General features: G+C 41.5%; 19 protein-coding genes. 13 read left to right on the plus strand and 6 right to left on the minus strand.

The window, feature by feature from the left end:
* Positions 1 to 256: 256 nt before the first annotated feature.
* Positions 257 to 1291 carry an adenylate/guanylate cyclase domain-containing protein gene (locus HBH39_RS12790; protein ID WP_432280115.1) on the plus strand — a complete coding sequence of 345 codons (1035 nt, stop codon included), beginning with the start codon at positions 257 to 259 and terminating at the stop codon, positions 1289 to 1291.
* Between the two features lie 52 nt (positions 1292 to 1343).
* Here the strand turns inward: HBH39_RS12790 and oxyR are convergent, their stop codons facing one another.
* From oxyR to HBH39_RS12805, 3 genes are all read right to left on the minus strand, one after another.
* The gene (gene oxyR, locus HBH39_RS12795) at positions 1344 to 2258 is read right to left on the minus strand and encodes a hydrogen peroxide-inducible genes transcriptional activator OxyR (RefSeq protein ID WP_167678864.1); all 915 of its coding nucleotides are present in this window, start codon (positions 2256 to 2258) and stop codon (positions 1344 to 1346) included.
* Positions 2259 to 2410: 152 nt separating this feature from the next.
* Positions 2411 to 2776, minus strand: coding sequence for an Hpt domain-containing protein (locus HBH39_RS12800; protein WP_167678866.1), 366 nt, complete (start codon positions 2774 to 2776; stop codon positions 2411 to 2413).
* A gap of 218 nt (positions 2777 to 2994) precedes the next feature.
* Entirely contained in the window at positions 2995 to 3927 is a 933-nt protein-coding gene (locus HBH39_RS12805; RefSeq protein ID WP_167678868.1) for a TIGR01212 family radical SAM protein, read from the minus strand.
* 521 nt (positions 3928 to 4448) lie between these two features.
* Between HBH39_RS12805 and gltB the strand changes: the two genes are divergently transcribed.
* The 7 genes from gltB (at position 4449) to HBH39_RS12840 (ending at position 13849) form a co-directional block, all read left to right on the plus strand.
* A complete protein-coding gene (gltB, locus tag HBH39_RS12810) occupies positions 4449 to 8897 on the plus strand; it encodes a glutamate synthase large subunit (protein WP_167678870.1) in 4449 nt (1482 codons plus the stop codon).
* Between the two features lie 5 nt (positions 8898 to 8902).
* The gene (locus tag HBH39_RS12815) at positions 8903 to 10309 is read left to right on the plus strand and encodes an FAD-dependent oxidoreductase (protein WP_167678872.1); all 1407 of its coding nucleotides are present in this window, start codon (positions 8903 to 8905) and stop codon (positions 10307 to 10309) included.
* A gap of 205 nt (positions 10310 to 10514) precedes the next feature.
* A complete protein-coding gene (locus HBH39_RS12820; RefSeq protein WP_167678874.1) occupies positions 10515 to 11207 on the plus strand; it encodes a 5'-methylthioadenosine/adenosylhomocysteine nucleosidase in 693 nt (230 codons plus the stop codon).
* A gap of 66 nt (positions 11208 to 11273) precedes the next feature.
* A complete protein-coding gene (locus tag HBH39_RS12825) occupies positions 11274 to 12287 on the plus strand; it encodes a cobalamin biosynthesis protein (protein WP_167678876.1) in 1014 nt (337 codons plus the stop codon).
* Positions 12288 to 12358: 71 nt separating this feature from the next.
* A complete protein-coding gene (locus HBH39_RS12830) occupies positions 12359 to 12748 on the plus strand; it encodes a DUF2721 domain-containing protein (RefSeq protein WP_244325651.1) in 390 nt (129 codons plus the stop codon).
* On the plus strand, positions 12745 to 13371 hold the full coding sequence (locus HBH39_RS12835; RefSeq protein WP_167678880.1) for a trimeric intracellular cation channel family protein: 627 nt from the start codon (positions 12745 to 12747) through the stop codon (positions 13369 to 13371). The genes HBH39_RS12830 and HBH39_RS12835 overlap by 4 nt, the downstream gene beginning before the upstream one ends.
* Position 13372: 1 nt before the next feature.
* The gene (locus HBH39_RS12840; protein WP_432280116.1) at positions 13373 to 13849 is read left to right on the plus strand and encodes a nuclear transport factor 2 family protein; all 477 of its coding nucleotides are present in this window, start codon (positions 13373 to 13375) and stop codon (positions 13847 to 13849) included.
* 109 nt (positions 13850 to 13958) lie between these two features.
* Here the strand turns inward: HBH39_RS12840 and tyrS are convergent, their stop codons facing one another.
* Entirely contained in the window at positions 13959 to 15155 is a 1197-nt protein-coding gene (tyrS, locus tag HBH39_RS12845) for a tyrosine--tRNA ligase (protein WP_167678884.1), read from the minus strand.
* A gap of 180 nt (positions 15156 to 15335) precedes the next feature.
* Between tyrS and HBH39_RS12850 the strand changes: the two genes are divergently transcribed.
* From HBH39_RS12850 to HBH39_RS12870, 5 genes are all read left to right on the plus strand, one after another.
* Complete coding sequence (locus HBH39_RS12850; protein ID WP_167678886.1) at positions 15336 to 16778, plus strand: peptidoglycan DD-metalloendopeptidase family protein; 1443 nt, start codon at positions 15336 to 15338, stop codon at positions 16776 to 16778.
* Between the two features lie 60 nt (positions 16779 to 16838).
* On the plus strand, positions 16839 to 17951 hold the full coding sequence (locus tag HBH39_RS12855; RefSeq protein WP_167678888.1) for an anhydro-N-acetylmuramic acid kinase: 1113 nt from the start codon (positions 16839 to 16841) through the stop codon (positions 17949 to 17951).
* Positions 17952 to 18070: 119 nt separating this feature from the next.
* Complete coding sequence (gene aqpZ / locus HBH39_RS12860) at positions 18071 to 18772, plus strand: aquaporin Z (protein WP_167678890.1); 702 nt, start codon at positions 18071 to 18073, stop codon at positions 18770 to 18772.
* A 132-nt stretch (positions 18773 to 18904) separates the two neighbouring features.
* Positions 18905 to 19291, plus strand: coding sequence for a DUF2750 domain-containing protein (locus HBH39_RS12865; RefSeq protein ID WP_167678892.1), 387 nt, complete (start codon positions 18905 to 18907; stop codon positions 19289 to 19291).
* A gap of 11 nt (positions 19292 to 19302) precedes the next feature.
* A complete protein-coding gene (locus HBH39_RS12870) occupies positions 19303 to 19812 on the plus strand; it encodes a hypothetical protein (protein ID WP_432280117.1) in 510 nt (169 codons plus the stop codon).
* Positions 19813 to 19891: 79 nt separating this feature from the next.
* Here HBH39_RS12870 and erpA read toward each other — a convergent pair whose 3' ends face one another.
* Together erpA and HBH39_RS12880 are read right to left on the minus strand one after the other, a co-directional pair.
* A complete protein-coding gene (erpA, locus tag HBH39_RS12875; RefSeq protein WP_167678894.1) occupies positions 19892 to 20242 on the minus strand; it encodes an iron-sulfur cluster insertion protein ErpA in 351 nt (116 codons plus the stop codon).
* Positions 20243 to 20261: 19 nt separating this feature from the next.
* Positions 20262 to 21059 (minus strand): DUF6776 family protein, encoded by a 798-nt coding sequence (locus HBH39_RS12880; RefSeq protein ID WP_167678896.1) that lies wholly within the window; start codon positions 21057 to 21059, stop codon positions 20262 to 20264.
* Positions 21060 to 21121 lie beyond the last annotated feature (62 nt).

Here is a 21121-nt window from a genome sequence, read left to right on the forward strand (position 1 = left end):
GTACGATCTGTAACACACTAACCACAGATAACGTTGCCCAAATGTAAAATTAAAGTTGAAATTTCTAATATTAACTCTTTATTTAACATTTTCTGTGCCTGTATTGATCTAAATCACAATTATCACTAACACAACTTAGGTTTTTTCGCTAAAATGCCGCCTCACTTTAACCGCAATTGGGAAGCTATTTAAACCAGTGAGAGCCAGTAGACAAACGAAAAAACTGCTGTTTGCTATATTAGCTTGGTGTATAGCTATGGCTGCATTTGTGTTTTTTCGATATGCACAAACTCCCGAATTACCTCAATGGGCAGTAGGTCAAGCCGACCTAGCTACACTCGCCATTTTTATGGGATTCATTTTTGGTAGCCTGCATTGGATGTCTAATCTTATTGCTGATTTTAGTGCGATTAATCGACTGCCCTATTTATTCTCGGTGATATTTAAAGGCTTGTTCCTATTATTAGGTGCAACAACATTGGCCTATGTGATCCAGTTTTTGAATATGTGGGCGGTCGAAAACCATATGGTGACCTTGCGACAAATGCTTACCACCCATGTTTTATACAGCCCATCGTTTCAGGCTTTACTGGTCTACTTAGTCGTTGTGCGTGTTGGCTTAGCATTTATTGAACAAATGAGTTTGCTAGTTGGCCCAAGGGTACTTCTTAATATTGGTTTAGGTAACTATCATCGTCCTCGATACGAACAAAGACTCTTTTTATTTGTCGATATGACCTCCTCCACGTCTCATGCAGAATCACTAGGTGATTATAGATTTTCTCGTTTAATACAAGATAGCTTCAGTCTATTAGCCGATACAGTGGTCAATAACGATGCTGAAATTTATCGTTATATGGGTGATGCGGTGTTAATTCACTGGCCGCTTGAAGAGGGTGTCCAATATGACCGTTGTCTAAATATTTACTTTGATTTTTGCCAAGAGCTAAATTGGCAGCGGGCATACTTTGAAGAACAATATGGCTTTGTACCTAAGTTTAAAGCCGCTGCGCACTGTGGCCAGGTGGTTGCTGCAGTTGTTGGAGTTCATAAACAAGAAATTAGTTTCTTTAGTGATGTGCTTAACACGCTCGCGCGTTTACAAGACCAATGCAATCCTCTTGGGCAAAGAATGTTATTATCTGGTGATGTAGTACAACGTTTAGAGCAACAAGATAGTATGTACCAATTACAAAACTTAGGCTTAGTGCCGCTAAAAGGTAAGCAGCACCCTATTGAGGTTTACGGTGCAAGCAGAAAACAGCCTCCCCACAATAAACCCCGTACTTAGTTTTCTCTGAGTTATCAGTGTGCAGCTATATTTTAGATCTTGTAGCTGTAGACTATTTCATATTCTGTGGCATTAGTTTTTGCTGAATCGCTAAGCCTAAAGTTCTAAAGGTGGCAATTCGACTCGTGGTTTGTCGCCACACTAAACCTATATCTCGATAAGGTGCTTCACCCGGTGGTGTCATCACCTGTAAATCAGTGTCATTCAATATACCAGCATCAATAGCCATTTGCGGCAAAAAGGTGGTACCCAGTTTACTGTTTACCATCTGCACTAATGTGTGCAAACTCGTCGCGGCAAATGGATTGATTTTGGCGCTGTCGCCTAATTGACAAGCAGTAATAGCATGGCCAGTGATACAGTGTTCTGTTTGCAATAAAAAGATACTTTCATCAGGCATGGCTTGATAATCTAGCGGGGTATTCATGTCTTGTGACATGTCTTTGTGAACGACCATTTTGAAAAGATCTATTCCCACTTTCATGCTATGAAAGCCACTCGTATCAACAGGTAACGCTAAAATTAGTAAGTCTAACTCCCCTTTACCTAATGCGTCTAATAACCTATCTGTAGTGTCTTCTTTTAACAGTAACGATAATTGAGGAAATTCCTGCTGACATAGCTTTACAACGCGGCTCAATAAAAAAGGGGCAATTGTTGGAATACAACCTAAACGGATCTCCCCCGTCATCGGCGCTCCTTGATTTTTCACCAGTTCGACTAAATCATCAACATTAGTTAAGATACTTCTGGCCCGTTCAACAACCTCTTCTCCAATAGCTGTAAACATAAACGATTTATGATCACGTTCAATCAGTTGATAGCCCAACTGCTCTTCTAAATTTTGAATCCCACTAGATAAGGTTGACTGACTCACAAAACAAGTTTTAGCTGCACGGTTAAAGTTTTGTTCTTGATGGAGATTCACTAAGTAATAGAGGTTTTTAAGGCTTGGCAGTGTTTTCATATAATCGATTATATAACCAGTAAATAATTCAAATAATGAATTAGTCAATGATAAATAACAAGCTTTTAAACTCCGTTTAGCTCACGAAATATAAAAAAAATGCCCCTTATTATAAAGGAGCATTTTCATTCACATTCTGGCTATTTGCCAAATTAAGCTTTTGCTTCTAAAAATAGTTTTAATTGCTGTAAATCGGCTTCAGCATGCTCAACGATTTGGGCTAACCAAGCTTGATGCTCAACTTCCCATTTAGATTCTTCGCCATGCTGTAATAGCTGTGCAAACTGCTGAATGCGCTTCAGACCAACAGAACCAGCGGCACCTTTAAACTTATGCGCTTCTGAACACAAGGTATCTTTATCATTCGCATCACTAGCTTGAACTAAACCACCTACATATTCAGGCATTAACTGTTCAAAAAGTACGACACTTTTTAGTAAAGTACCGGCTCCAATTGCGCTGATATATTGCTCAAGAGTATTAAGATCCAAAATAGCATCTAGTTGCGTTGCGGACATGTGAGGTACCTCGATAAATGTTCTAAGTCTATAAAATATTGATTCATAATACCCAGTCTACTTCTCTATGCAAGCTTTGTGCGGCGCTGAGGTCTATAATCTAAAAACTGAAACACTACCTTAACAAGCTGATAAACTTAGCACCTCAACGCTGAAAAAAACATCGTAACAAATCACGATGAACTCATTATAAAGTATTAGGATGTGGAATTTTAAGATTAGGGTATCTCGCTCCCCTGTCCGCCATGCAAAGCAAGCTGCTGTGTAATGGCGACAATTCCTTCCCAACGATACCCGCACCAATCAGGTGCAAGCAATAATGGTTTTTTAGCGTATGCTGTAACACGATGAAAAATGACATTTTTTGGTGTTAGCCTAATTAACTTAGCCGCAGCTTCTGCATATTCGGTTAAATCTAATAGTTTCATACCTTGATAACGCCACTGCTTAGCCATAGTGCTACCTTCAACAATATGCAAAGGATGCAACTTGATGCCATCCACGCCTGTTGCAAGCACACTTTGTAAACTGCTTATATAGTCATCTAAGGTTTCTCGTGGAAGTCCCAAAATTAGATGGCAACATACTTTCAAACCGCGTGCTCGCGCACGTTTAACCGTATCTGCATAAGCGGCAAAATTATGGCCACGATTAATCAATTTAAGGGTTGTGTCGTTAGCGGTTTGTAAGCCTAATTCTAACCAGACATCAATACCCGTTTGTTGATAGCTTACCAATAAATCCAATACCTCGTCTGGTACACAATCAGGCCGAGTACCAATATGCAATGCAACAATTTGCGTATCTGCAATGGCTTGATCATATTTATCTTTAAGTTGCTGATACTCTTCATAAGTAGAAGTGTAGGCTTGAAAATAAGCAATGTATTGCTCATCACTATGTGTTCGACTGATCCTATCATTGGCCTTTATATTGATTTTGGCAGTATCTAATTGCGTCGCGATCGTATGAAACTCACCTTGTTGTGAATTAAACGATGCCACATTACAAAAAGTACAACCTCCTTTACCTAAGGTTCCATCTCGATTAGGGCAAGTGAACTTGGCATCTATTGTAAGTTTTTTAAGTCTTTTACCATAACGCAGTTTACAATCTGCGCCATAAGTATTGACGAAATCATCCAAGCCCATTTAATACCTCTTTATCATAAAAAAGGCGGCTAATTTAGGTTAAATTGAAATAACAAACCTAGATTTAAATCAAATAAACACTATCTAGTTCTTTGTATATTTTAGTTTTAGATAATCCAAGCTGAATTTTCAAACCATTTCGGCTAAATTTTAAATTACCAAAAGTGAATATTTAGTCAAAAAACACACAATTCTATTAATTGACTGTGTTTGATATAAAATTCACTATTTTTATTTCAAAATCAATTCACTTTCGTTGTTACCAAAAAGTTACAAAACCAGCTAATAAACACTAAAATTCTTTTTATTCATAACGTTATACGAAAAAACCAACAGTTTACGTTAACGTAAACATGGTAGAATGTTACGTCTAGTTAGTAATAATATTTCAAAATGATGCAATAATTGCGTTTGACCTTTAGCTTAAGTCAGTTTAATTTGAGAGGTTCGGGTGCATATCTATGGAATTTTTTCACATTTACCCCGAGTCGTATCTAGTAGAGGTTTTAGGGGGTTTTTGTATGAGCTTATATCATCCCAGTTTCGAGCGGGACAATTGCGGGTTTGGATTGATTGCACAAATGGATGGCGACGCTAGCCACCGCATCGTGCGCACTGCAATTCATGGACTCGATCGCATGAAACATCGTGGTGGTATTGCAGCCGATGGACGCACAGGAGATGGCTGTGGTTTATTAATGCAAATGCCAACCGATTTTTTTAAGGCTATAGCAGCAGAAAACGACTGGCATTTAAGTCGTAACTTTGCCGTTGGCATGCTATTTCTTAGTCAAGATCAGCAAAAAGCTGACGAAGCGAAATTTATTTTAGAAAAAGAACTACAACGTGAAACCTTAAGCGTTGCAGGTTGGCGTCGAGTACCTATCAACCCGGATGTTCTCGGTGAAATTGGTCGCGAGAGCCTACCACAAATATACCAAGTACTAATTAATGCACCTGTTGGTTGGCGTGAAAAAGACTTAGAACGCCGCCTATACATGGCTCGTCGCCGTCTTGAACAACAAATTACCAATGACAAAGACTTTTATGTTTCAAGTTTGTCTGGCCGAGTCATAGTCTATAAAGGCTTGATGATGCCTGCGGACTTACCGTCTTTCTATACAGACCTTGCGGACATTCGATTAAAAAGTGCTATTTGTTTATTCCACCAGCGCTTTTCAACCAACACCTCACCTAAATGGCCGCTCGCGCAGCCATTTCGCTACTTAGCTCATAATGGTGAAATCAATACGATTACGGGTAACCGTCAATGGGCCCGTGCACGTGCGTACAAGTTTAATTCACCTTTGTTGCCCGATTTACAGCAAGCGGCCCCCTTTGTGAATGAAACGGGCTCGGACTCTTCATCATTAGACAACATGTTGGAAATGCTATTATCTGGTGGGATGGATTTATACCGTGCGATGCGTTTGCTAATTCCACCCGCTTGGCAGTCAAACCCTGAAATGGATGATGAACTAAAAGCTTTCTATGACTTCAACTCTATGCATATGGAGCCATGGGATGGCCCTGCGGGCATTGTGATGACCAATGGCCGTCATGCAGCCTGTGCCGTTGACCGTAATGGTTTGCGCCCTTCTCGTTATGTTATCACCAAAGATCGCATTCTTACGCTCGCATCAGAAGTCGGTATTTGGGATTATGCCGCTGATGAAGTGATTGAAAAAGGCCGCGTAGGCCCAGGTGAATTATTGGTTTTAGATACGGCAAACGGTCGTTTATACCAATCTTTTGAAATTGATAATGACTTAAAGCGTCGTCACCCCTATAAAGAGTGGATGGCAAAAAATAGCCAAACACTGATCCCTGCGGAAAAAGTAGAGCCTAATAAACAAGGTTCGCAGCGATTTGATCCTAAAACCCTGCTCCAGTATCAGAAACAATTTGGCTATACTCGTGAAGAACTGGAACAAGTCATTTGGGTCTTAGCCAGTAAAGGCGAAGAAGCTATTGGCTCTATGGGTGATGACACTCCAATGGCTGTGTTATCGAAAAAGTCACGCTCCCTGTATGACTATTTCCGCCAAAAATTTGCGCAGGTAACTAACCCCCCCATCGATCCATTACGTGAAAAACACGTAATGTCGTTAACCACTTGTATTGGTCGTGAACAAAACTTATTTAGTGAAACCACGGGTAATGCTTACCGCGTAATGTTTAACTCGCCAATTTTGTTGTTTAGCGACTTCAATCAATTACTCGGGCTTGATAGTACAAACTACCGTGCAAACACTGTGGATTTAAACTACGACGCGCACGAATCCTTAGAGCAAGCCATTCATCGCATCACAGATGAAGCTGAACGCTTAGCGCGAAGTGGCACAACCTTATTGATTTTATCTGACCGTGCTGTAGACCAAAATGCCCAGGTTATCCCGGCGGCTATGGCGGTTGGAGCAGTGCAAAATCGTTTAGTCGATAAGAGCTTACGTTGCGATACCAACATTATTGTTGAAACCGCATCAACCCGTGATCCACACCACTTTGCCGTATTATTAGGCTTTGGTGCGACAGCAATTTATCCATACCTAGCCTATGAATCAATTGCTGCAATGGCCAAAAATCAAGGTATTGAGGATGTGACACCTCTCATGCTTAACTTCCGCTACGGTATCGACAAAGGCCTGCGTAAAATCATGTCTAAAATGGGGATCAGTACGGTTGGTTCATATCGTTGCAGCCAGCAGTTTGAAGCCGTTGGTTTAGCAAGTGATGTGATTGAATTATGCTTTAAAGGGGTCATCAGTCGAATTGAAGGCGTTAGTTTTAGTCATATTGCTGATGACCAAAAACTACTGCACAAAGCCGCTTATCGAGCCCATTTGCCATTACCGCAAGGTGGCCTACTTAAGTATGTTGAAGGTGGTGAATACCACAGCTTCAACCCAGATGTAGTTAATACCTTACAAGCATCACTTAAGAACCAAGACTACCAAGCCTATAAAGAGTTCGCTAACTTGGTCGATAATCGCCCCGTGGCAACCTTGCGTGATTTAATTGGCATCAAAGGTGATCAAGCTGCGATAGGCCTTGATAGCGTAGAAGATGCCAGTCACTTATATGGCCGTTTTGACAGTGCCGCAATGAGTATCGGTGCATTAAGCCCGGAAGCACATGAAGCACTTGCCGTGGCAATGAACCGTTTAGGTGGTCGTTCAAACTCTGGTGAAGGCGGAGAAGATGCGCGTCGCTTTAACAGTGAGCGTAATTCGGCTATCAAGCAAATTGCATCAGGCCGTTTTGGTGTAACTGCACACTACCTAGTGAATGCTGATGTGCTGCAAATTAAAGTCGCTCAAGGAGCAAAGCCTGGTGAAGGTGGTCAATTACCTGGCCATAAAGTCAGTGTTGAAATTGCAGGCCTTCGTCATGCTCGCCCGGGCGTGACGCTTATTTCGCCACCGCCTCATCATGATATTTACTCGATTGAAGATTTAGCTCAGCTTATTTTTGATTTGAAACAAATTAATCCAACCGCACTGGTATCAGTTAAATTGGTATCAGAGCCCGGTGTGGGCACCATTGCTACCGGTGTGGCTAAAGCCTATGCCGATATGATCACCATTTCTGGTTACGATGGTGGTACAGGTGCTAGCCCTATTACCTCGGTAAAATATGCTGGCTCTCCTTGGGAGTTAGGTTTAGCTGAGGTACAGCAAGCACTGGTTGAAAACGGATTACGTCATAAAATCCGTTTACAAGTGGATGGTGGCTTAAAAACTGGGACTGACGTTATCAAAGCCGCGTTATTAGGTGCTGAAAGCTTTGGCTTTGGTACTGTGCCTATGATTGCTTTAGGTTGTAAGTACTTACGTATTTGTCACTTAAACAATTGTGCGACAGGGGTTGCAACCCAAGATAAAAACTTGCGTGATAACCACTATCACGGTTTACCTGAACGCGTGATGACTTACTTTGAGTTTGTCGCTCAAGAAGTGCGTGAGTGGATGGCAGCATTGGGTGTGACTCAATTTGAACAACTTGTTGGTCGTACAGAATGGCTTCATGCACTTGAAGGCACCACTGACAAGCAGCGTGGTCTTGATTTTGCGCCAATTCTTTACAAGCCTACTGTGCCAAGCACGTCGGCACTCACTTGGAAAGAAACTAACCCACCATCAGATATTGGTGAACTCAACCAAACATTGCTTGCTGATTGCAAACAAGCTGTTGATAGTGGCGAGCCATACTCTTACCAATACGCTATCAATAACACTGATCGCTCTGTTGGTGCAGCCTTATCAGGCTATATTGCCAAAACGTTGGGCGTCACTGGTGCTAAAGAAACTATTTCACTCGGCTTCAATGGCAGCGCAGGCCAAAGTTTTGGCGTTTGGAATAGCCCAGGACTTAACTTAAAACTCTGCGGTGACGCTAACGATTATGTCGGTAAAGGTATGTCAGGTGGCAAAATTGTCATTCATCCACCTGTGGGCAGCCCATTCCAATCAGAACGCAGTGCAATCATAGGCAACACTTGTCTATATGGTGCAACCGGCGGTAAGTTATTTGCAGCAGGCCAAGCCGGTGAACGTTTTGCGGTGCGTAATTCTGGCGCCATTGCCGTAGTTGAAGGCTTAGGTGATAACGGTTGTGAATATATGACTGGCGGCATTGTGGTCGTACTAGGTAAAACCGGAGTTAACTTTGGTGCGGGTATGACAGGTGGTTTTGCTTATATATTTGATCAATTTGGCCGCTTTAATCGCCGTGTAAATACCGAACTGGTTGATACCTTAAAAGTTGAGAGCACTATCCAACGTCAACATTTAAAAGGCTTAATTGAAGATCACGTTGCCGAAACCGGCAGTGAACACGCCAATATGATTTTAAGTGATTTTGACAATTGGATTGACTGCTTCGTGCTAGTTAAACCTAAAAATATTGCCGTTGCTGATTTACTCAAAATCGAGCAAAAAAGCCCAGAACTAGTTGTTAAGGCGGGATAATACACATGAGTAATGATTTTCAGTTTGTCGAAGTTGGCCGAATTGACCCAACTAAGCACGCAGCAGAAAAGCGTGCAACTCAGTTTATTGAGATTTATCAACCGTTTTCACAACCACAAGTATCAGAGCAAGCTGATCGCTGTTTAGACTGCGGTAATCCATACTGTGAATGGAAATGCCCTTTGCATAACTATATTCCCAATTGGCTAAAACTAGCCAAAGAAGGGCGTATTATGGAAGCCGCTGATTTAGTGCATGAAACAAATACTTTGCCTGAAATTTGTGGTCGAGTTTGTCCACAAGACCGTTTATGCGAAGGTGCGTGCACCCTAAACGATGACTTCGGTGCTGTGACGATTGGTAATGTTGAAAAATACATTACCGATACTGCTATCGCCCAAGGTTGGCGTCCAGATATGACTAGTGTTACCCCACGTAAAGAGCGTGTGGCAATTGTTGGTGCAGGGCCTGCTGGTCTTGGTTGTGCAGATATTCTTGCCCGTAACGGTATTCAAGCTGTGGTATTTGATAAATATCCACAAATTGGGGGATTATTAACTTATGGTATCCCTTCATTTAAATTAGATAAATCAGTATTAGCCACTCGCCGCATGGTGCTTGAAGGAATGGGAATTCAATTCAAGCTTGGTGTTACCGTTGGTAAAGATATCAGCTTCCAAAGCTTACTTGATGAGTATGATGCCGTATTCTTAGGAATGGGCACATACACGGCCATGCCAGCTAAACTGCCTAATGAAGATGCTGATGGTGTATTACAAGCGCTTCCTTACTTAATTGGTAACACCCATAAAGTGATGGGTACCAGTGATGACAGCACGCCTTATATTAGCCTAGAAGGTAAAAATGTGGTTGTGCTAGGTGGTGGCGATACTGCAATGGACTGTGTTCGCACAGCCGTTCGTCAAGGTGCCAAAAGCGTTACCTGTGCTTATCGACGTGACGAAGCCAACATGCCAGGTTCAGTACGTGAAGTGCAAAACGCTCGCGAAGAGGGTGTTAATTTCTTGTTCAATCGTCAACCGGTTTCAGTTAAGGCTGAAAATGGTAAAGTCGTTGGTATTGAATGTGTTGAAACCCAAATGGGTGAAGCAGATGCCTCAGGTCGTCGTCGCGCTGAGGTTATCGCCGGCAGTGAACAAGTACTTGAAGCAGATGCGGTTATCGTTGCCTTTGGTTTCCAAGCAAGCCCTGCAGCTTGGTTTAGTGAATTTGGCATCGAAACAAATGATTGGGGCTTAGTCAAAGCCACTAAGACAGATGCCAACCCATTCCAAACAACCAACCCTAAAGTGTTTGCCGGTGGTGATATGGTGCGCGGTTCTGATTTGGTGGTCACTGCAATTGCAGAAGGCCGTGATGCCGCGTTAGGTATTTTAAATTACCTTGATTAGTCATATGTTGGGTTATTCATCTCTTGATTAACCTAAGGTAGTTTATCAAAAGCACATCTTTGGATGTGCTTTTTTGTTTTATGTCGAGACCTAAAATATCACCAACTCAACCGCAGAATTTAACCTAAGCTTTCACCAAATAGCCTAGTGCATGGTATATTAGCGCCCAGCAAATTTTGTCTTTAACGTATTCAAAGGTCTCTACATGAAAATTGGTATTATCGGCGCAATGGAACCTGAAGTGGTTCATTTAATTCAAGCAATCACATCACCTGAACACACCACCATTGCAGGCATTGAATTTGTGAGTGGCAAAATTGCTGACAAAGAAGTCGTGGTAACACGTTCAGGTATCGGAAAAGTGGCCGCAAGTATTGCGACAACCTTATTAATTGAGAAGTTTGCTGTAAGTCATGTGGTTAATACCGGTTCTGCTGGTGGTTTTGTTGATGACTTAGCTATTGGCGATATCGTTATTTCATCAGAAGTACGTCACCACGATGTAGATGTGACAGCCTTTGGTTACGAGATTGGTCAAATGGCGCAGCAGCCCGCCGCTTTTCTGCCTGATGCAGTCTTAGTTAATGCAGCAAAACAAGCCATTGCCTCATTAGGAGAAGTGAAAGCCATAGAAGGCCTAATTTGTACCGGTGATAGCTTTATTTGTGACCCTGAACGCACCAAAATCATGCTGACAAACTTCCCCACTATGGCCGCGTGTGAAATGGAAGGCGCTGCAATTGCTCAGGTATGTCACCAATTCAATACTCCTTTTGTCGTTATTCGTTCGTTATCTGATAACGCCAATAATGACTCGCCAGTCGACTTTGATACTTACATCATTAAAGCTGGCCACCATTCTGCCATGATGGTGATTGCACTTTTGCAACAACTATAAAATTGGCGCTAGGTATATAGATTTAGCTCTGAACAATGTACGTGATAACATTTATGGCAAATAGATATGCAGATAGATATTAACCAACTTGCTGTACAAAGTGACACCATTCAGAGCTGTTTAATCTTAATCGCTGCAATAGGGGCTGCCCAATTATTGCCTTTAGCAAGAAGCTGGCAACCCCTTGAATGGTTCTGTTTACTAGCCAAAACGTTGGCACATAAAGTTAATCATCCTGAACGCGCGGTATCCCAGCAAATGATTGCCGGCATTTTAGCTACAATCATATTAGTCGTCCCGATCACTGTCATTGGTGCACTTTTACTTAAACTTGCTGCCTTTCCATGGTTTTTTGAATTTTTAGTTTTATATGTTTGTTTAAGCGCTTATCAATTTACTCAACCTGCCAAGGCCATTGCCGAGTCATTAAGCCAAGGCAATAACCAGCAAGCTAAAAACATTCTATCTCCTTGGGTGAGCCAGTCTTCACAAGGGTTATCCTCTGTAGGGTTATGCAAAACAACTATAGAAAAAACCTTAACAACCCCACTATATGGCCCCATTTCCAGCATCGTATTTTTTGCAATAGGGGGTGCGTCAACGGTTATAGCGATTCATTTGCTGAGACAATTAGAGCTGAGTTGGCCTCCCTATCACCCCCGCTTTAAACACTTTTCGAGTTTTGTCAGCCAATTTAATCGAATGATCTTTTTTGTGCCTAAAGTGATCTGGCATGTTTCATTAGCGATGCAATTCGGGCGCTTTCACTTTGGCTCACTTGTCGCCGAGGATAAACTCGCCAAAGGGCTGAACAATGATTTTAATACCGTTCACTTAGGCGCCCATTTATTAAAAGTAGAATTAGGCGGTCCTCAGCAATTTATTGATAACAACTGCTTATTAACAGGCGCGCCTAATCCATCACCAAGTAGAGTTGAGCTTGCCAAGATAAAAGCGGGCGCATTTCCACAATATCAGCATATTTCCACTGCAGTTAGAGTTGCTCAAAATGGTAAATTTTTCTTTTTAACGCTTTCTTTAATCACGCCTATTATATGGGTACTGCTAAGAAATATGTAATTTTAGAACTAAAAGCGGTATTATTTGCGGCTGCTTTGACTAGACTTTATTTTCTTAACAGGAAAAACCAATTGTTCAATAATTTACATGTATCACTCACAACACCAGCGTTATTGTTTCCAGCAATTTCGTTATTGTTACTGGCTTACACCAATCGATTTTTTGCATTAGCAGCATTGATCCGCCAATTGAGTGATAAAAATCAGCCCGTCAATAGCAACCAAATTAAAAACCTTAAGCAACGAATTAATATTATTCGCCGCATGCAAGAAGGCGGCGTTAGCAGTTTTGCTTTTTGCGTATTAAGTATGATTTTTATTTATACCGGCTTTAACCAAACTGGCTCAATTGTTTTTGGGATCAGTTTATTATTACTGCTTTACTCTTTGATTTTATCAGTGATTGAGATCCGTATTTCTGTGGACGCACTTAATATTCACCTTAAAGAGTTAAGTAAATGATTCAGTGGATCTACTTTTTTGATTTGTGTGGCACCGCCGTTTTTGCCCTATCTGGCGCACTTGCGGCTGGCAAACATAGAATGGATCCATTTGGCGTCATCGTTTTAGCTTCAGTTACCGCGATTGGCGGCGGCAGTATCCGTGACACCTTAATGGGGGCTACGCCAGTATTTTGGATAAGCGATCCTAATTACATCATCGTGATACTAGCGACCGTGATTGCCTGTTTAATCTTAGTACGTAAGCCGCACAAACTCCCCTCTTTTACCTTGCCGGTAGCAGATGCATTTGGGTTAGCTTTATTTACCGTGATCGGTGCTCAAAAGGCCTTAGTACTAGGACATTCGGGTATGATAGCGGTAGTGATGGGACTCATCACTGGTGTGGGTGGTGGCATTATTCGTGATATTTTATGTCGCCAAGTACCTATGGTGTTACGCACAGAAATTTATGCAACAGCCTCAATAATTGGAGGTATCTGTTATACCTTGAGCTTGCTATCAGGAATGGATAGTATGACATCGATGTTTTTAGCCATGACCAGCACGCTGGTTATTCGCTTAAGTGCTATTCGCTGGCACCTTTCACTTCCTGCATTTGACTTAAAAACAAAGAGACATTGATTTGCGCTTAATTTGCTTGCTATTTTGCTTAATGATTAGCCTTCCAGTGAAGGCTAATCTTGGCGACATGCCTGCTGAGCAACAATTGGCCATGCGTTATATCAAAGCCTATACCGATCATGACTATAGTGCCTTAATGCGCTTTTATTCTCGTGACAGTGTATTTTTTGATAAAACGGCAGGAGTGCAATACAAAAGTAATCGCCATATTATTGAGTTTTTAAAACGCGCTCACGAAGGCGTTTTAGAATATAGACTTAATATCGAGCACATGTTTAATAATGGTTCGCTCGTTGTGATTATCGGCAGTTATCGCTTGCGTGGGCCGGGCGATCAATATGGTAAACCCGGTAAGATCATTGATATTGCCGTGCCAGGGGTGACGACCCTTAAATTTGATATGAATACTCAGCGGATTATTGAGCACATGGATTTAATGGATTACCAAACGATGTCAGATCAACTTGAATCTCAGTAGTCTGCTATCAATTGAAATCAATCATAACAAGCAACCCCATCAGACTTGCCAATTACAGGTAACAAAAAAAGGCTCCAAAGAGCCTTTTTAGCATGCCCATGATAGCGTATTAACTTAATACCACTTTAGCAAATTTACGCTTACCAACTTGGACTACCGCTTCAAAACCAGCATTAAACACCTGACGAGTATCTTCAGCTTTTTCACCATCAATTTTTACTGCGCCTTGCTTAATCATTCGCATACCATCAGAAGTCGAGCCAACTAAGCCAGCCTCTTTTAGTAAGTTAGCAATCGCTAAACCTTCACCGGCTTCAAGCGTAATCGTTTCAATATCATCCGGTATGGCACCTTTTTGAAAACGATTAATAAACTCTTGATGCGCGGCTTCAGCAGCAGCATCATCGTGGAAACGAGCAATAATTTCTTTGGCTAAGGTAATCTTAATATCGCGAGGATTAGTACCATTTTGAACCGCCTCTTTAAAGCCCGCAATTTCTTCTAACGGACGGAAAGACAATAATTCAAAGTAACGCCACATCAAGTCATCTGAAATCGACATAATTTTGCCAAACATTTCATTAGCAGGCTCGCTCACACCAATATAGTTATGTGCGGATTTAGACATTTTTTTCACGCCGTCTAAACCTTCAAGCAATGGCATCATAATAACCGTTTGTGGTTTTTGGCCTTCAGCTTTTTGTAATTCACGCCCCATAAGCAAGTTGAATTTTTGGTCTGTTCCACCTAACTCAACATCAGCTTCTAGCGCAACAGAATCATACCCCTGCAATAATGGATACATAAACTCATGAATAGCGATTGATTGACCTGATGCATAACGCTTTTTAAAGTCGTCACGTTCCATCATGCGCGCCACAGTTTGTTGTGAGGCTAAACGGATCATGCCTGCAGCGCCTAATGGCTCTAACCAACTTGAATTAAACTCAATACGAGTCTTTGCAGGATCTAGAATTTTATAGACTTGTTGCTTATAAGTTTCAGCATTAGCCAACACTTGCTCACGGGTTAATGGTGGGCGAGTACTATTTTTACCACTTGGATCACCTACCATACCGGTAAAGTCGCCAATTAAGAAAATCACTTCATGACCAAGCTCTTGGAAAGTGCGCATTTTATTTAAAATGACAGTGTGACCTAAATGAATGTCTGGTGCGGTTGGGTCTGCGCCTAATTTGATTTTAAGAGGGCGACCTTCTTTAAGCTTTTCAAGCAGATCCGCCTCAAGTAAAATTTCATCTGTTCCACGTTTGATTTCTGCCAATACTTGATCTAACTCAGCCATCTCTACTGAAACTCCTAGAGCTTAAAATTTGAATAAAATAAAGAGGCCTATGTTACTTGTTAGCCACGGCAAATGAAAGAGTGTACACTAATATACCCAAGCAACTTCAAGTTACTGCATTCGGTTATAAACAACTTGAAGATAAAATAACAATAAACAGAGAGATTGGTACTCGAGTCAATGGCAAAGCTGATTACATTATTTAACTTGCTGCCTAAAGCACATCAAATCACATTAGCCTTATTAGCTATCTTTACCTTCGTTATTTTACTCTTACCGTCAGAAGATGCTCAAGCGTCTAAGCAAACAGCAAATAAGTCAACCCAATTGGAAACCAATACTCGCTATTCAGTCCCTTTAGCATTTAGAAGCCCTACAGCACCAAATGCAGCATCTAGCAGTCAAGAGTCGCAAGCGATAACAACGGATGATATAGCCTTTGCTGAACACTTGAGTTCAATGTCATCGTCATCAAAGACAGATCAAGTCATTAATCAAATCGAGGCAGAAGTAGCCCAACAGAAAAGTCACCAACAAACTGAACAGCCGGTTGAATATTATGAAGTAACAAAAGGCGATACCTTAGGTGGATTATTTAAACGTGCAGGGCTAACAGCCAAAGATGTTTACGATATCACCCAACTCCCTATTGCAAAAAAGAACCTGCTAAAAATTATACCCGGTGAAGAAATTGCTATTCGTAAAACCGATGACGGTAACTTAGCTGAGCTCAGTTACCGTATGGATAAAATATCAACCTTAGTGATCACTAAGCAAAATGATAAGTATCAAGAAACGGTTACGAAGAAAGAGCTAGAAACTCGTCAATCATTTATTACGGCTAACATTAAAACAAGCTTTTGGAACGCTGCAATAGATGCAGGTTTATCAGCCAACCATATTATGCAGTTAGCCAATGTATTTGGCTGGGATATCGATTTTGCCTTAGATATTCGTAAAAACGATCATTTCTCTTTGCTATTTGAGCAAGAGTTTGCCGATGGCGAATTTGTGCGAACAGGTAATATTTTAGCCGCTGAATTTGTTAATCAGGGTGAGCGTTACACTGCAGTTCGTTACACAGATGGTGAATATTACTCAGAAAATGGAAGTAGCATGCGTAAAGCTTTCTTACGCTCACCGGTTGATTTTAATTATGTTAGCTCAAATTTTAACCCGCGCCGTTTACACCCAGTAACAGGACAAGTCAAAGCTCACCGTGGTGTTGATTATGTCGCTGCTATTGGCACCCCAATTAAAGCCGCTGGGCGAGGTAAAGTGACTGAGGCAGGTTACAATCAATACAACGGTCATTACGTATTTATTAAACATAATGATACCTATACCACTAAATATCTGCATTTAAATAAACGCAAAGTAAAACGTGGCGACACGGTCAAACAAGGTCAAATCATTGGCACCCTTGGTCGTTCTGGCCGAGTCACAGGGGCGCATTTACATTATGAATTCATCGTCAATGGTGTACATCGTAATCCAAGAACCGTAAATTTACCCAAATCAGAGCCGATCGCTCGCAGTGAAAAAAATAAATTTGATGCCCTTAGTAAACAATTAATGGCTAAACTTAAATCGAATCAAGAACAACAATTGGCCAGTAATTAATACCCTTAATCGCAAGTCATATAACCTATTAAAGTCCAATTTACAGAAGGTAAATCAGTCATGTCTCAGCCTGAATATTATATCGGCCTAATGTCAGGCACCTCTATGGATGGCGTTGATGCCGTTCTAGTCGATTTTAGCAGCGGCTACCCCGTACTCATTAGCTCTCACAGTGAACCCATTCCCCCTCATTTACTTAAAGGCTTACAGAACTTATGCCAGCCAGCAACGGATGAAATCAACCGTTTAGGGAGAATCGATAGAAGTGTCGGTCAATTGTTTGCAAAAGCCGTTAATCAACTGTTAACTCATGCTGGTGTAAGCCCTAGTGAAGTGGTAGCGATTGGTTCTCATGGTCAAACGATCAGGCATATGCCAAATCTTGATATGGGATTTACCCTGCAAATAGGTGATCCAAATACCATTGCGGTCGAAACAGGCATTAATGTTATCGCTGATTTTCGCCGCAAAGATGTGGCTCTTGGCGGTCAGGGAGCGCCATTAGTCCCTGCATTTCATCAGCAAATGTTTGCTCAACCCGATACGACAAGAGTCATCCTTAATATTGGCGGCATTGCTAACATCACGTATCTTCCGGGTGATTCAAGCCAAGTGTTAGGCTTTGACACAGGTCCAGGTAACAACCTAATCGACGCCTGGATAAATCATTGTCAGCAACAACCATTTGATAAAGATGGCGAGTGGGCAGAATCAGGAAACACCAACCCAGATTTACTAAAACAATTACTTTCGCATTCATACTTTTCATTAAGTTACCCCAAAAGCACCGGCAGAGAACTATTTAATCGTGCTTGGCTTGAACAGCAACTAGCTGAATATAGCCACCTTGATGATGAAGATATTCAATCAACATTGCTGGATTTAACTTGCCAAACCATTGCCAATGATATCAATAAGCTGAGTGCTACGGGTGAGTTATTTGTTTGTGGTGGCGGCGCATTAAACAAAGCTTTAATTCGTCGATTAGGTAACTTAATTCCGGGCTATAAGCTTGCCACCACGACCGAATTAGGCATGGTTCCCAAATGGGTAGAAGGTATTGCATTTGCATGGCTAGCCATGCGTTTTGAACGCCAATTGCCATCCAATTTACCAGCGGTGACTGGCGCAAGACGAGAAGCGGTATTAGGTGGGAAATATTCCGCTAAATAATCTTGATAAATATTCATTACCGGCAACTGGCAACATATTGATCTATTGACTTAACTTGATGTGTAAGCAGCGTCATCACTACGCACGCGGATTTCACATGTAAACAAGGAAGAAAACAGATGGATATGAAACAAAAAATGTTAGCCGAATGTTTAGGCACACTTTGGCTAGTACTTGGCTGTTGCGGAAGTGCGGTATTAGCCGCAGCGTTCCCCGATGTTGGCATAGGCCTTTTAGGTGTATCTTTGGCTTTTGGTTTAACGGTATTAACCATGGCTTATGCGATTGGCCACGTATCGGGTTGCCACCTTAACCCTGCGGTGTCATTTGGCTTATGGGCTGGGGGGCGCTTTCCAGCCAACGAACTGGCCCCATATATTATTGCCCAAGTCATTGGTGCCACTCTTGGCGCAGGTATTTTATTTTTAATTGCATCTGGGCAAGATGGGTTTTCATTATCAGGCGGATTTGCATCTAATGGATTTGCCGAACACTCACCTGGGGGCTACGACTTAATCGCGGTGCTTATCTGTGAAATAGTCATGACATTATTTTTCTTACTGATTATCCTTGGCGCAACCGATGACAGAGCACCCAAAGGCTTTGCCCCAATTGCCATTGGCTTAGGCCTAACCTTGATTCATTTGATTAGTATTCCAGTATCAAACACTTCGGTTAACCCAGCACGTAGTACAGGTCCCGCCTTATTTGTCGGTGATTGGGCATTATCTCAATTATGGTTATTCTGGATTGCTCCTATCATAGGCGCAATTATGGCTGGTATTATTTACCGCAGTTTTACCCCATCTTCATTAGATTAACCGTCGCCATTACCCCCAAAGTTCGAACCTTGGCGGTTCGGACTTTTTCAATTTATCACTCAGTGTTATCATGCCGATAAATAACTATAGAATCGGCATAGTTCATGCTGATAACAGTAAGATGAGAATCACATGAGTAACAAAGAAAAAAGTCTAGCCGAGTTAATGAACCTCACGCCTGAGGGTCGCTACGATTATATGATTGAACAAGTTAAAGCTAATGAAGTCATATGGTCATTACAAGATCACGATGGCTGTGTCATGCTAACCACTGAAGATGAAGACTGTATTCCAATGTGGCCTTCTGAAGAAACTGCTGCACAGTGGGCCGTAGATGATTGGAAAGATTGTGAACCATTAGCAATTCCACTGGCTGAGTTTCAACAGCGCTGGGTAAGTGGCATGGAAGATGATGATTTATTTATCGCAGTCTTCCCAGTACAAGATGATTTAGGTGTAGTGGTCGCGCCATTTGAAGTTGACCAACGTCTAACGCCGAAAAAATCTCAAAAACACTAATGATTAATCCAATGGACCCCAAGCCTAAAGCCCATGCTGATACACTGGTTAATAATGCCAGATCACAAGAGGCTTTAGTCGCTCAAAACATGACTCAGCAGCCTATAGCAACCAAATTGCCCAAGCGTCTTGCTGGGTTAATGCTCGTGTATACTTTTGCATCAATCAGTGGATTAATGGCTGCAAAAACTACATCTGATCTAGGTGTCATGATGTGTTTGTTATCCTTGTTAATGGTTATTGCTATCATGGGACGTCAAAAAGCTGCACTGTATATGCTACGAGGTTATAGTGTTTTGCAATTGGGCTTTTACAGTTTTTTACCCGTGATTATGTATGACCCTGATAACTTAGTAGCTGGGCCAACGACGGTCGACTTTGGTGTTTTTCAAGCGGTTGTGTCTGACTGGATTATTTTTTCAGTGCTGATCTTTATTGGCATTATCCAAGTTTGGATAAGTTTTGGCGCCAAAGTTAAAGCTTGGTTCAAACCTAAAGTTAATATGAATATTTTAAGTTAGCCGCTAACCTCTAGGGGATTAGCTTAAAAATGAAAAAGCCGTCAATTGACGGCTTTTTGCTGATATCTAGCCATTTATACTAGACAGAAAAACTCGCCCCGCATCCGCATGTTGTGGTTGCATTCGGGTTTTTAACAAAAAAGCGAGAGCCTTCAAGGCCAGAAGTATAATCAACTTCACCACCGACCAGATATTGTAAGCTCATTGGATCGACAACCAATTGCACGCCTTGTTTTTCAATAGTGAAATCGCCTTCGTTGACTTTTTCATCGAAAGTAAAACCATACTGAAAACCAGAGCAACCACCGCCGGTAACATAAACACGTAGTTTTAATTCAGGGTTCTGCTCTTCTTCTAACAGCCCTTTTACCTTGCTTGCTGCCGCATCGGTAAATTGTATCGGCATTGCTGCATCAGTTTGTTCAGTCATTACTACCTCTAACTTCAGTTTACTGCGGGGAATTATCCGATACCTGACTGTTTTGTTCAAGTATTACCCGTGGTTCTTTTTCACTGTTTGTGATTTCACTATTTATTGTGTTGATATCAGCAAGGTCAAATACCTGTTCAATAGACCCACCTTTGACACCTCTTGCTGCCTGAACTGTCACTTTTATATTAATTCGTTGCAAAACAAAATCGGCAGGCAAACTAAAATCTGTATCCATAACATAGAAATATTTAAAGCCGAATTGGTATGTCTTATCATTTAACTTTGAAAGACGATATTCGGACACGTTATCAGCTTGCACCCCAATAAAATCAGCATCGACACTCACTTGCACATTTGCTTTACGCTTTTGCTGTTGAGTTAAAATCACCCTCAGTTGTTGCTGATTTGTCACCATGCCAGGGAGAAGCTCAACACCATGAATCATGACCCCATCAACTTCGGTTTCAGGAACCATAAGACTTCGATAAAAACGAAGCTCCTTTTCAAGCTCTTTTTGACGAACAAGTTGTTCACTAAACATTTGTTGCAGGTTTTTATTGGCTTCTTGCTCTATAGTCAAAGCAAGATTACGACTTGCTAATACTTTTGCCTGTTGTTCAAGCTCATCAAGCAATTTTCGTTTACCACTGCTGCTATGTTGGATCACTTCTGGCGCAAATGATAACCAAATTTGATGACTTAAGACACCGATCACAAATGCGGTAAGGATTAATGCAATAAGATAACTGCCTGAAGTGCGTTTTTTACGTTCAATTGCTTGAAGTCTGTCAAGCCAACGATGATAATTTAGCATTAGGTAACAAGGCCTTAATAAAATATAATGTTCAAGTTATATTGGGAGACATAGAGCAAACA

Origin of the sequence: Shewanella aestuarii, assembly GCF_011765625.1 — a bacterium.
Taxonomy (GTDB): Bacteria; Pseudomonadota; Gammaproteobacteria; order Enterobacterales; family Shewanellaceae; genus Shewanella; species Shewanella aestuarii_A.